The 12,235-nt window shown below is 60.6% G+C and carries 11 protein-coding genes; 6 read left to right on the forward strand and 5 right to left on the reverse strand.

Annotation, left to right across the window (positions count from 1 at the left end):
• Positions 1 to 224: 224 nt before the first annotated feature.
• From ACA053_RS21180 to ACA053_RS21200, 5 genes are all read right to left on the reverse strand, one after another.
• Entirely contained in the window at positions 225 to 668 is a 444-nt protein-coding gene (locus ACA053_RS21180; protein ID WP_497393605.1) for a hotdog fold thioesterase, read from the reverse strand.
• A 32-nt stretch (positions 669 to 700) separates the two neighbouring features.
• On the reverse strand, positions 701 to 2,368 hold the full coding sequence (locus tag ACA053_RS21185; RefSeq protein WP_497393606.1) for an AMP-binding protein: 1,668 nt from the start codon (positions 2,366 to 2,368) through the stop codon (positions 701 to 703).
• A gap of 249 nt (positions 2,369 to 2,617) precedes the next feature.
• Positions 2,618 to 3,070, reverse strand: coding sequence for a phosphohistidine phosphatase SixA (sixA, locus tag ACA053_RS21190; RefSeq protein WP_109633918.1), 453 nt, complete (start codon positions 3,068 to 3,070; stop codon positions 2,618 to 2,620).
• Positions 3,067 to 3,411 (reverse strand): DUF4389 domain-containing protein, encoded by a 345-nt coding sequence (locus tag ACA053_RS21195; protein ID WP_109633920.1) that lies wholly within the window; start codon positions 3,409 to 3,411, stop codon positions 3,067 to 3,069. The genes sixA and ACA053_RS21195 overlap by 4 nt, the downstream gene beginning before the upstream one ends.
• Positions 3,412 to 3,434: 23 nt before the next feature.
• A complete protein-coding gene (locus ACA053_RS21200) occupies positions 3,435 to 4,460 on the reverse strand; it encodes an NAD(P)H-dependent glycerol-3-phosphate dehydrogenase (protein ID WP_109633922.1) in 1,026 nt (341 codons plus the stop codon).
• 196 nt (positions 4,461 to 4,656) lie between these two features.
• Here ACA053_RS21200 and ACA053_RS21205 point away from each other — a divergent pair, with 196 nt between their 5' ends.
• From ACA053_RS21205 to ACA053_RS21230, 6 genes are all read left to right on the forward strand, one after another.
• Positions 4,657 to 6,780, forward strand: coding sequence for a TonB-dependent receptor plug domain-containing protein (locus ACA053_RS21205; RefSeq protein ID WP_109633924.1), 2,124 nt, complete (start codon positions 4,657 to 4,659; stop codon positions 6,778 to 6,780).
• Positions 6,781 to 7,713 carry an ABC transporter substrate-binding protein gene (locus tag ACA053_RS21210; RefSeq protein ID WP_497313017.1) on the forward strand — a complete coding sequence of 311 codons (933 nt, stop codon included), beginning with the start codon at positions 6,781 to 6,783 and terminating at the stop codon, positions 7,711 to 7,713.
• Positions 7,710 to 9,611, forward strand: coding sequence for an ATP-binding protein (locus ACA053_RS21215; protein ID WP_109633927.1), 1,902 nt, complete (start codon positions 7,710 to 7,712; stop codon positions 9,609 to 9,611). The genes ACA053_RS21210 and ACA053_RS21215 overlap by 4 nt, the downstream gene beginning before the upstream one ends.
• A gap of 248 nt (positions 9,612 to 9,859) precedes the next feature.
• Positions 9,860 to 10,375, forward strand: coding sequence for a 3-hydroxyacyl-[acyl-carrier-protein] dehydratase FabA (fabA, locus tag ACA053_RS21220; RefSeq protein ID WP_008148022.1), 516 nt, complete (start codon positions 9,860 to 9,862; stop codon positions 10,373 to 10,375).
• Positions 10,376 to 10,386: 11 nt separating this feature from the next.
• Positions 10,387 to 11,607 carry a beta-ketoacyl-ACP synthase I gene (fabB, locus tag ACA053_RS21225; protein ID WP_109633929.1) on the forward strand — a complete coding sequence of 407 codons (1,221 nt, stop codon included), beginning with the start codon at positions 10,387 to 10,389 and terminating at the stop codon, positions 11,605 to 11,607.
• A gap of 401 nt (positions 11,608 to 12,008) precedes the next feature.
• The gene (locus tag ACA053_RS21230; protein WP_010457086.1) at positions 12,009 to 12,197 is read left to right on the forward strand and encodes a hypothetical protein; all 189 of its coding nucleotides are present in this window, start codon (positions 12,009 to 12,011) and stop codon (positions 12,195 to 12,197) included.
• The last annotated feature ends 38 nt before the right edge of the window (positions 12,198 to 12,235 follow it).

Raw genomic sequence — 12,235 nt, forward strand, 5'->3', positions numbered from 1 at the left:
GCCAGGAATGATGACAGTCCGGTCAGGGGCATGTCGCAAGACTTAAACCTGATGAAGATCTGAGTAGCAGCTGTCGAGCCCCAGCGAGGCTGCGTTCGGCTGCGCAGCCGTCGTAAACCTTGCGACTGCGATCTTCCTGAAACACCGCGTTGAATGGTTTTACGACTGCTTCGCAGCCGAACGCAGCCTCGCTGGAGCTCGACAGCTGCTACAAAGGATTGTGTTTAGCGGGAGGGTGGATTCTCGCCCAATGGCACAACCGCCATGGTCAACCGCGACACGCAACTGGCCTTGCCCTCATCGCTGGTCAAGCGAATGTCCCAGACATGGGTCGTGCGCCCAATGTGAATCGGCTTGGCCACCGCCGTCACTCGCCCGCTGCGCAGACCTCGCAAGTGGTTGGCGTTGATTTCCAGACCCACGCAATAGAACTTGCTCGCATCGATGCACAGGTAACTGGCCATGGAACCGACCGTTTCAGCCAGCACCACCGAGGCGCCGCCGTGCAGTAAACCGTATGGCTGATGCGTGCGGTGGTCGATGACCATGCTCGCGGTCAGGGATTCCTCATCAAAGGCTTCGAAGCGAATATCCAGCACTTCGCCGATGGTGTTTTTCTGGATTGCGTTCAACTGCTCGACGTTGGGAGTGGTACGCCACAAACTCATCGTTGCTTTCCTTTGTTGGTTTTATTCGTCGCTCAATCCTGCCACAGCACCGCCTCGCTGCGCTCGCTCCATTCTTCGAAGCGAGCGCCATACGCCGCTTCGATCACGTTGCGCTTGATCTTCAGGGTCGGCGTCAGAAAGCCGTTTTCCACCGCCCAACTGTCCTTGACCACCACCAACCGACGCAAGCGCTCGTGTTTGTCGAGCCCGCCATTGACCTCCTCCAGCAGTTTTTCCAGGCTTGAATGCAGCCCCGCCCGCGCCGTTCCGCTGGCATCCTGCTGACCGACAGCGGACAGCACGCACAACCCCAGCGGCGCACTCAAACCATCGCCGACCACGCACACCTGTTCGATCCGCGAATGCACCGCCAGCCGGTTTTCGATCGGCGCCGGGGCGACGTATTTGCCTTTGCTGGTCTTGAAGATTTCTTTCAGCCGCCCGGTCAGGCGCAGGTAGCCTTCGGTATCTTGCTCGCCCTTGTCACCGGTGCTCAGGAAGCCGTCCTCGGTGATGGTTTCTGCGGTTTTCTCAGGGTCCTTGAAATAACCAAGCATGGTCGCGCCGCTGCGCACCATGACTTCGCCGGAGTCGGCGATCCGCACTTCAACTTCCGGGCAAGGCTTGCCGATCCAGCCGGGTTTATCGTCCCCGGGGCGGCCGATGTGGGAGTAACCGCAGCTCTCGGTCATGCCGTAGACCTCCAGCACGTCCAGCCCCAATTTGCGATACCACAGCAACAAGGTCTGCGGCACGGGTGCGGCGCCGGACAACGCCACGCGCAACGCATCCAGCCCCAACCCGGCGAGCACTTTGTGCCCGACCCGCTTGCCGATGAAGGGCAGCCCGAGCAGGAAGTCGAGGCGTTTTGCCGGGATCTTGCTGTACACGCCCATCTGGAACTTGGTCCAGATCCGTGGCACACCAAACAACGCGGTCGGCCGCGCGCGCTGCAAATCGGTGAGGAAGGTGTCGAGGCTTTCGGCAAAGAACACGGTTTGCCCGGTATAGATCGACGCCAACTCGACGAACATCCGCTCGGCAACGTGGCACAGCGGCAGGTAGGACAGCAATCGGTCCGACTCATTGAGGCCAAACAGTTGAGTGCCGCGCGTGGTGGCGAACCCCAGATTGCCGAAGCTGTGCATCACGCCTTTGGGCAGCCCGGTGGTGCCGGAGGTGTAAATGATGGTCGCCAACTGATCGGCGGCGGGTTTGGGGTCATCCTGGATCGGGGAACTGCGCTGCAGGTCGGCCCAGCTGAAATCAAAGGTGCCAGGGGGATGCAGTGGCAGGCTGATGGTCGGCAGGTCGGCGCTGACCCCGCGGGACATGCCCGGCCAGTCATCGAGTTTACCGATGAACGCCAGCGCCGCTTCTGAGTGTTGAAGCACTTGCGCCACGGATTCGGCCGTGAGGTTCGGGTACAGCGGCACTGAAACGTGGCCGGCCATCCAGATTGCCAGGTCGGCGATGATCCAGTGGGCACAGTTTTTCGAGATCAGGGCGATGTGGCTGCCTTGGGGCAGTTCGCGGGCCCGCAGCCAGTGCGCGGCGCAGCGAGCCTGATGGCCGACGTCGGCCCAGGTCAGGGTCTCGACTTGTCCGCCGCCGGTAGGCTGGACCAGATACCGCTGGCGGGGATGACGGGCTTCACGCTCGTAAAAGACGTCCAGCGGCAAACGAAAAGCAGCTGACATGCGACTCGCTCCTTTATTTTTGGTCTGGAGCAAGCGTAGTCAACCAAGCGGTTGCTTGGTTGACTATTTCACACAAAAAAAACAGGTGCGCAGCAGAACCTGTGGGAGCGGGCTTGCTCGCGAAAGCGGTGTGTCAGGCAACATTGATAGGGACTGACACTCCCTCTTCGCGAGCAAGCCCGCTCTCACACTTGATCAGTGTCGCTCACATGTTTCGGGCACCCACCATCCCCCCCGGAAACACCAGGGTTACGGGTGTTTGATGCCTTTGAGTTTCATCGCACCGGCCAGCGGCAAGTCACCTTCGAGTTCTGCAAGGCCGGCCGTTTTCACCGCTTCCGGATCTTGCACATGCCCGTTCTGCAGGTAACCCAGCAAATTGCCTACCAGCGGGTTATGGCTGACCAGCAGCGCGTGATCGACAGACACCAACTGCTCGGCTACCGCTTGCGGACGATTGTCGGGGGTCAACCATTCAACGGTGCGGATCTCTGGCTGGAAGCCCAGCGCTTCGCGTACCAGCTGCGCGGTCTCCTGCGCTCGCAGGAAAGGACTGGCATAAATCGCGGTAATCGGCTGGCCGATCAACTCGGCGGCGGTGCGCAGCACTTCTTCACGACCGTGGGCGGTCAATGCCCGCTCGGAATCAGGACGACTGCCGTGTGGCTCGGCTTCACCATGACGCAATACCCAGAGTTTCATAGTTTCGGCTCCTCATCTCGGGCCGGATGTGGCGCGGGCGGCACGGCGTGCGGCGCTTCGCCTTCCGGTGTACGCGGCGTCGGCCAGTCGGCGAACGGCCAGGGTTTCTGGTCGCTGTGGAAGGTGCCGAAACGACCGATCTGCGCCAGGAACTGGCTCAGGCTGTCGCCGAAGTTCATCAGGCTGGCGCTCGGGGCGCCATAAATCAAACGATAGATCAGTTGCACCAGCACCACCGCGCCGAGGATGAACTGCGCCACTTGCCAGACCAGCAAGAAGACGATCATCCATAACACCCGCAGCAGAATGGACTCGTAGGTGGGCTCTTTCGGATCGTTCATGTGCATCTCCCTGGAAAGCGTGATCAGTTGAAACCACTGGTGGAAATGAAGTCCACATCGGTTTTGGGTTCGCCGCGCATCAACAGTTCAATCACTTGATTGAGCGTGCGCCCTTCGAACAGGATCGCGTGCAACCCGGCGACCAGCGGCATATAGACGCCCACTTCCTGAGCCTTGGCCTTGAGCACCTTGAGCGTGTTCACGCCTTCGGCGACTTCGCCCAGGCGGGTGACCGCATCTTCAAGGCTCAACCCCTGGCCGAGGGCAAACCCGACCTGGTAGTTGCGGCTTTTCGGCGACGAGCACGTGACGATCAAGTCGCCCACGCCGGCCAGCCCCAGGAACGTCATCGGGTTGGCGCCCTGATTCACCGCGAAGCGGGTCATTTCCGCCAACGCGCGAGTGATCAGCATGCTCTTGGTGTTTTCGCCCATGCCCAGCGCCACCGCCATGCCGGCGATGATCGCGTACACATTTTTCAGTGCCCCGCCCAACTCCACGCCAAAACGGTCGGCGCTGGCGTAAACGCGGAAGGTGCGACCATGCAGCGCTTCCTGGACTCGTTGGCAGAGTTCTTCGTCTTCGCTGGCGACCACCGTGGCGGTCAGCGCGTGTTCGGCGATTTCACGGGCCAGGTTCGGCCCGGACAGCACGCCGATGCGCGCTTGCGGGGCGATTTCCTCGAGGATCTCGCTCATCAGCTTGAAGGTGTGGGCTTCGATGCCTTTGGTCAGGCTGACCAGCAATTTGCCGTTCAAACGGTCGGCGTGCGGGACCAGTACCGAGCGCAGCGCGCTGGACGGCAGCGCGACAAAGCACAGGTCGCAGGCGTCCAGGGTCGCTTGCAAGTCGGTCACCGGTTCGACTGCCGGAAGAATCTTGATGCCTTTGAGGTAACGCGGGTTCTCGCGATTGACCCGAATGGACTCGGCCTGTTCGGGATCACGCATCCACTGCCGGACCTGATGCCCGTTCTCGGCCAACAGATTAGCCACGGCGGTACCAAAACTTCCGCCCCCCAGGACCGCAATTGGGCGCTGTTCAGTCATATGCAATCCGTTAATCCATACCAGTGGCGATGTCGGCATTATACGGAGCGTCCCAGTGGCGGCCAGCCCCCGCATCAATTACCGATACTTGTAGGAAGAAGACCAATAAATCCTAGGAAAATGCCGGCATCGTGAATGGAAAAGTCGACCAGCTCGGTTAACATGCGCGCCAACTCATCGTTATCAAGGACGTTTCGTGTCGTTTGGCTCCCCTTCACCCCGCTCGCCGCTGGTTCTGGCACTGATTTTCAGCTCGCCATTGCTGGCCGACGACTTGTTCCTCGACAACGAAACGCTGCCGCAAGTGCTCACGGCCACCCGCCTGAAGCAGTCGCCGGCCGCCGTCCCGGGGAGCATGACGGTGATCGACAGCGAGCTGATCAACGCCAGCGGCGCGCGGGACATCAGCGAATTGCTGCGGCTGGTGCCGGGCATGATGGTCGGCAATATCAGCGGCAATCAGGCGACGGTGAATTACCACGGCACCAACGCCACAGAAGCGCGGCGCATGCAGGTGCTGATCGACGGCCGTTCGGTATACCGCGCCGGCCTGGCCACGGTGGACTGGAGTGATATTCCGGTGGCCATGGAAGACATCGAGCGCATCGAGGTTTTCCGCGGCCCCAACACCGTCAGCTATGGCGCCAATGCGCTGATGGCGGTGGTCAACATCATCACCCGCAACCCGGCCGACAGCCACGGCACGCGGATGAAAGTCACTCGTGGCCAGCGCGGCATCAACGACTTTTATGCCAGCCAGGGCACGGGGTGGGACGGCGGCGACCTGCGCCTGTCGTTGTCCGGCCAGGAAGACGACGGCTTCGACACCGATCGCAACGGCGCCGATTATCGCGACAGCCGCCGTCTGAACCGCTTCAACCTGGCCGTCAGCCAGACGCTGAACGAAAACCAGAGCATCGACTGGCAGTTGAACGCCAAGGACGGGACCAACCAGCGGCCTTATACCTACCGCCCGGTATTCTCCGGGATTACCGCGGCCGGGAACAATTCCGACGTCGTCGCCAAGGACTACGCCGGTTCGTTGCGCTGGAACCTGGATATCAATCCCGATCACAGCCTTTATATCCAGGGTTCGGCCCAGCACTGGGACCGCCAGCAGACCTGGCGCGCCTGCGATGCCGAGGTTTCGTTCAGCCCGGAACTGACCGAACTCTGGCAGCTCAACCCGAACTACACCGAACGCCTGGCGCGCAACATGGAACGCTTTACCGGGCCCGGCGCACCGGCCGGCACGGCGGCGGAACAAGCGCTGGGCAATCAAGTGCTGGCGCAATGGCGCAACGGCGCCCGGCAAACCCTCTGTGGCGACATCGACCAGAGCGCACGGGAGTCGCGCTACGACCTTGAACTGCAAGACACCCTCAGCCTGTCCGACAGTCTGCGACTGGTCAGTGGCATGAACTATCGTTACGACCGGGCAGATTCCGAAACCTACTTCAATGGCACGCTCGACGACACCACCTGGCGGGCATTCGGCCAACTCGAGTGGCGCGCCACCGAGCACTGGTTGCTGCAGGGTGGAGCCATGTTCGAAGACACGCAATTGACCGGCAGTTCGTTGACCCCTCGGGTGGCGGTCAATTACCTGATCAACCCGCGCCACGGCCTGCGCGCGGTGTACTCGGAAGCGATCCGTTCCCCGGACATGTTCGAGAACAACGTCAACTGGAGTTACCAGGTGACCAACCTGCGACCCAGTGCCTACGGCCAGACCAGCGCCCGTTATTTCGTCAAGACCCGCGGCCCCGGCGACCTCGAACAAGAACGCATGCGCTCGCGCGAACTGGGCTACAACGGCTACTTCGCGGAGCTTGGGCTGACGGTCGATGTGAAGCTGTTCTACGACGAAATCAGCGGCATGATCAGCGAGCCGCTGCGCAACAATCAGTACATCGCCAGCAATTCCAACAGCTCGCGTTTCAAGGGCACCGAAACCCAGCTGGACTGGCGCCTGAGCAGCGCCGACCGGCTGCGCCTGACTTACGCCTACGTCGATGCCGAGGCGAGCAATCCGCAAGATGAGCAACTGACGGCGCGCAACAGCGGTTCCGCCGGCTGGCTGCGCAATTGGGGTCACGGCTGGAACAGCGCCCTCTTCTATTACGGGGACGACGCCCTCAACGGCTACCGTTTCGAACGCGTCGATACGCGCATCGCCAAACGCATCGGCCTGGGCAAGGCCAGCCTGGAACTGGCCGGTGTGCTCCAGCAGCGCCTCGACCATCAACCCACCACCTTCGTCGACAACAACTACGACGAGCGTCGGGTGCTCTACTTCAGCGCGGAGCTGACGTTTTAAATGCTGCATCGCCGGTCGCGGAAGTCGCCAAGCCTTGGCCGCCTGCTGGCAGGGTTGTGCCTGACGTTTGCCGGCCTGCTCGGCAGCCTGTCGGCACAAGCCGTCGACATTCTGCTGACCGGCACCGAAGACAGTCCCGGCGTGCAATCCTTTGTGCAGGCGCTGAGCGGCATGCGCCCTGCCGACAGCGTGCGTTTCCAGGCACTGGACAGCTTGCCGACGCCGGGCAAACTATCCGCCGATACCCGTTTGATCCTGCTCGATCTGCCGAGCCTCGACTGGCGCCTGCAGGAGACTCAAGGTCCGCCGACTTTGGTGCTGCGCATCAGTCGCCTGCAAGCCCACCAACGTTTCGGCGCTGACTTTCCAACGAACCTCAGCCTGCTCTGGAGCGATCCACCGCTGGATCGGCAATTGCGCCTGATCCGGCTCATCCTGCCCGAGGCCCGACGCATCGGCGTGCTGTACGACAGTCACAGCGAATTCCTGCTCAAGGAATTGCGTCTGTCGGCACAAGCGTTGGGCCTTGAAGTGATTGCCGAGCGATGGGACAACACCAACGACAGCCGCCCCTTACAGGATTTGCTGAAGAACTGCGATGTGCTGCTGGGCCTCGACGACTCCGATTTGTACAACCCCAAAACCGCAAAAAACCTGCTGTTGAGCAGCTACTCGCGACAACTTGCGCTGGTCGGCCCCAACGCCGCGTTCGTCAAGGCCGGCAGCTTGGCCAGCACCTACAGCGATCAGAACGATTGGCTGGAAGTGCTCGACGCATTGCTCAATCGCCCGCCCACAGCCTGGCCGCGTGCGTTGTATCCGCAACACTTCAAAGTGTTAAGTAATCCGCAGGTGGCTCGTTCATTGGGTATTGAACAGGTGACTGAAGCGTTTGTCGCAGCACAGTTGGCCGAAGGAGAACGCCGCCCATGACCTTCCGTCGCGGATGGGACATCAATACCCGCACGCAGATCATCAGCCTCGGCCCCGCCCTGTTGCTGACCTTGCTGCTGATCAGTTTCTTCACCTTCGTGCGGATCCAGGACTTGCGTCAGGAGCTCAACCACACCGGCCAGCTGATCGCCAACCAACTGGCGCCCGCGACGGAATACGGGGTGATCTCGGGCAACAACGAGGTGCTCGAAAGCTTGCTCAAGGCCACGCTGGCCACGCCAAACGTGCGCTTTCTGGAAGTCCAGGACAGCGCCAACCGGATTCTGGTGTATGTCGAGCAACCGTCGGAAACCCACGCTCGCTCGCACCAGGTCGAAGTGTTCCAGGCGCCGGTACGGCTGCAACGGATCGCCCTGAACAATGATTTTTTCCAGGGCAGCAAAGCCGATAACACGGCGCCGCCCGAAGACTATCTGGGCCGGGTGATCGTCGGTTTGTCCAATGACGCCTTCAGCCAGCGCCAGCAGGAAATCCTGTTCAAGGCCGGGATCCTCGCCTTGTTCGCGCTGCTATTTACCTTTCTGGTGGCCCGGCGCCTGGCCGGCAGCCTGTCGCAGCCGATCCGCGACATCGGCCACGCCGTGAAGGCGATTCAGGACGGCGACTATAAAACGCCGCTGCCGATTGTCGACGACACCGAATTGGGCGCGTTGTCGCAGCACATCAACAACCTCGCGCAGGGCCTCGAGCAGGCCAGCCGTGAGCAGCATCAGGCCATGGCGCAATTGATCCAGACTCGCGAAGAAGCGGAAAAGGCCAACAACGCCAAATCCGATTTCCTGGCGATGATGAGCCACGAACTGCGCACGCCGATGAATGGTGTGCTGGGCATGCTGCAACTGCTGGAAACCACCGACATGACCGAGGAGCAGATCGAGTATGCGGCGCTGGCGTCGGAGTCCACTGAACACCTGCTCAAAGTCATCAACGATATTCTCGACTTCTCGCGCATCGAGCGTTCGGAACTGGAGCTTGAACACATTCCGTTCAACCTCGCGGACCTGATCAGCAGCTGCGCCCAGTCGTTCCAGCACAGCGCGGCGCAACGCCGGCTCGATCTGGCTCTGGCGATTCCCGAGGACATGCGCGCCCTGCAGGTTCAGGGCGACCCGACGCGGATCCGGCAAATTCTGGTCAACCTGGTGGGCAACGCGCTGAAGTTCACCGAGCAAGGCCGCGTCAGCATCGAACCGCAGTGGCAGTCACTGGATCACGAACTGCTGTGGTTCACCTGCACCGTGCGCGACAGCGGGATTGGCATCTCGGCCGAAAGCCTGGAATTGATGTTCAATGCGTTCCAGCAAGCCGACAGTTCTATTTCAAGGCGTTACGGCGGCACCGGGCTGGGATTGCCGATTGCCCGCACACTGGCCGAACGCATGGGCGGCACCTTGCGCGCGCAGAGTGAAGAAGGCCGCGGCTCGGTGTTCACACTGGAAATCCCGCTGGCCCTGTATAAGCAGTCGCTGCCGGAATTGAAGCCACGGACCCAGGCTGGCGACGGCCATGGCGAAGGGCGCAATGTGCTGCTGGTGGAGGACAACCCGGTCAACCAGACGGTCATCGAAGCAATGTTGCGCAGCCTGGGCTTTACTGTCAGCGTCGCGACCGATGGCGCGCAGGCGGTGCGTAGTGCCGAGAGCCTGATTTTCGAAGCGATTCTGATGGATTGCCGACTGCCGATCATCGACGGCTACGAAGCCACCCGCCAGATCCGCCGGTTGCCCGGTTGTGCAGACTTGCCGATCATCGCCCTGACTGCCAATGCCTTGCAGGGTGATCGTGAGGCATGTTTATCCGCCGGAATGAACGATTACTTGGCCAAGCCGTTCAAACGCACTGATCTGCAGCAAATTCTGCAGCGTTGGGTGCAGTAGTGCAGGCCTTTCGACCATCTGCGACTGGCGTGAAAGGCGAAAGTGCGGCAGTCTTAGGCACCCGAACAGGCCCGAAAAGGGGCTTGAATAATAATTTCAGTGCACAAGTGTACATTCATGTCCTTGGTGCTGTGACTTTCACCACAACGCAATAGTCTATGAGTAGGCTGCTGATTCGAGGCATGAACGCCTCGGTCGGCCGGGAAGATTTGCCCCACCCTGCCGCATGGGACTATTGAGGAGCTCGCATGACCCAACAAAACGCCTTTACTCGGGAAGACCTGCTGCGCTGCAGTCGCGGTGAGCTGTTCGGCCCAGGTAACGCACAACTGCCCGCCCCGAACATGCTGATGGTGGATCGCATCACCCATATCAGTGCCGAGGGTGGCAAGTACGGCAAAGGTGAATTGGTCGCCGAGCTGGATATCACTCCGGACCTGTGGTTTTTCGCCTGCCACTTCGAAGGTGATCCGGTGATGCCAGGCTGCCTGGGCCTCGACGCCATGTGGCAACTGGTCGGCTTCTTCCTCGGCTGGCAAGGCCTGCCGGGCCGCGGCCGTGCGCTGGGTTCGGGCGAAGTGAAATTCTTTGGCCAGGTCCTGCCGACCGCCAAGAAAGTCACCTATAACATTCAGATCAAGCGCGTGCTCAAGGGCAAGCTGAACCTGGCCATCGCCGATGGTTCGGTCAGTGTCGACGGCCGCGAGATCTACACCGCCGAAGGCCTTCGGGTCGGCGTTTTTACCTCCACTGACAACTTCTAAGGGTTATCCGCATGCGCCGCGTCGTTATCACTGGTCTGGGCATCGTATCGTGCCTGGGCAATGACAAAGAGACCGTCTCCGCTAACCTGCGTGCAAGCCGCCCTGGCATCCGGTTCAACCCGGAATATGCCGAAATGGGTCTGCGTAGCCAGGTTTCCGGCTCCATTGACCTTCCCCTCGAAGAGCTGATCGATCGCAAGATCTATCGCTTCGTCGGCCACGCGGCGGCGTACGCCTACCTGGCCATGAAAGATGCCATCGCAGACTCCGGCCTGACCGATGAGCAAGTCTCCAACCCGCGTACCGGCCTGATCGCCGGTTCCGGTGGCGCCTCCACGCTGAACCAGATGGAAGCGCTGGACATCCTGCGCGAGAAAGGCGTGAAGCGCGTTGGCCCATACCGTGTAACGCGGACCATGAGCAGCACCGTTTCCGCTTGCCTGGCCACGCCGTTCAAGATCAAGGGCCTGAACTACTCCATCGCGTCTGCCTGCGCCACCAGTGCTCACTGCATCGGTAACGCCATGGAACAGATCCAGATGGGCAAGCAGGACGTCGTGTTCGCCGGCGGTGGTGAAGAAGAGCATTGGAGCCAGTCGTTCCTGTTCGACGCCATGGGCGCACTGTCCAGCCAGTACAACGAAACCCCGGAAAAAGCTTCCCGTGCCTACGACGCCAAGCGTGACGGTTTCGTCATCGCCGGCGGTGGCGGCATGGTCGTGGTCGAAGAGCTGGAACATGCTCTGGCCCGCGGCGCGAAGATTTACGCGGAAATCGTTGGCTACGGCGCGACCTCCGACGGCTACGACATGGTCGCTCCAAGCGGCGAAGGCGCTATCCGCTGCATGCAGATGGCCATGTCCACCGTTGATACTCCGATCGACTACCTGAACACCCACGGCACTTCGACTCCGGTCGGCGACGTCGCGGAAATGAAAGGTGTGCGTGAAGTGTTCGGCGACAAAGCCCCGGCCATCAGCTCCACCAAGAGCCTGTCGGGTCACTCCCTGGGCGCCGCCGGCGTTCACGAAGCGATCTACTGCATGCTGATGATGGAAGGCAACTTCATGGCGGGCTCCGCCAACATCGACGAACTGGACCCGGAAGTGGCCGACATGCCGATCCTGACCAAGACTCGCGAAGACGCCACCATCAACACCGTGATGAGCAACAGCTTCGGCTTCGGTGGCACCAACGCCACGCTGGTACTGAAGCGCTGGGCCGGCAAGTAATACCCCGCCGTCTCGCAGCACACAAAAACGCCCCGACTGGTTCGGGGCGTTTTTTTGTGCCTGAAAAAATGTGGAACGCCGCGATTCCTGTGGGAGTGAGCCTGCTCGCGATAGCGGACTTCCAGGCAATAAATGTATCGGCTGAAACACCGTCATCGCCAGCAGGCTAGCTCCCACAGGGTCGGCGTTAAACCTGCATTTTCCTGGTCGCGAACATGAAGCTTTTGTCATGAAACTCAACGCCCTGCGACCGAATGCCGCGTGTTTGGCGGGCTGCAGGACTTTTGTCGATTTCGCAAAAATTCGTTACCGAACTCAGTCGTTTACTTAGCAGGCTAACCAAACATATAACAGAGTCCTGCACACGCCTTGCTGCAGATAACAGAGATTGGAGCTAGCAGATGACTGTAAAAGTAACTGAACGCGACGATTCACATAAATCCCATGAAGGCATCGCCGCCGGTATCCGGATCTGGGATGTACATCAACAAGACATGCTGGTGGGGATGTTTCATTCCGAAACCGACGCCCACAGCTACAAGGCCGAACTGGAAAAACAGGAGCAGCAACGAGCGCTCCGATCCGCATAAGCAACTACAGCATTGAAAACGACAAACCCCGCCATGAG

The organism is Pseudomonas sp. LBUM1672, assembly GCF_059695655.1.

What these genes read in the sequence shown, in the direction of transcription:
- ACA053_RS21215 (WP_109633927.1), top strand. Translation starts at nt 7,710, where the DNA reads ATGACCTTCCGTCGCGGATGGGACATCAATACCCGCACGCAGATCATC.
- fabA (WP_008148022.1), top strand. Translation starts at nt 9,860, where the DNA reads ATGACCCAACAAAACGCCTTTACTCGGGAAGACCTGCTGCGCTGCAGT.
- ACA053_RS21230 (WP_010457086.1), top strand. Translation starts at nt 12,009, where the DNA reads ATGACTGTAAAAGTAACTGAACGCGACGATTCACATAAATCCCATGAA.
- ACA053_RS21195 (WP_109633920.1), bottom strand. Translation starts at nt 3,411, where the DNA reads ATGAACGATCCGAAAGAGCCCACCTACGAGTCCATTCTGCTGCGGGTG.
- ACA053_RS21180 (WP_497393605.1), bottom strand. Translation starts at nt 668, where the DNA reads ATGAGTTTGTGGCGTACCACTCCCAACGTCGAGCAGTTGAACGCAATC.
- ACA053_RS21185 (WP_497393606.1), bottom strand. Translation starts at nt 2,368, where the DNA reads ATGTCAGCTGCTTTTCGTTTGCCGCTGGACGTCTTTTACGAGCGTGAA.
- fabB (WP_109633929.1), top strand. Translation starts at nt 10,387, where the DNA reads ATGCGCCGCGTCGTTATCACTGGTCTGGGCATCGTATCGTGCCTGGGC.
- sixA (WP_109633918.1), bottom strand. Translation starts at nt 3,070, where the DNA reads ATGAAACTCTGGGTATTGCGTCATGGTGAAGCCGAGCCACACGGCAGT.
- ACA053_RS21200 (WP_109633922.1), bottom strand. Translation starts at nt 4,460, where the DNA reads ATGACTGAACAGCGCCCAATTGCGGTCCTGGGGGGCGGAAGTTTTGGT.
- ACA053_RS21210 (WP_497313017.1), top strand. Translation starts at nt 6,781, where the DNA reads ATGCTGCATCGCCGGTCGCGGAAGTCGCCAAGCCTTGGCCGCCTGCTG.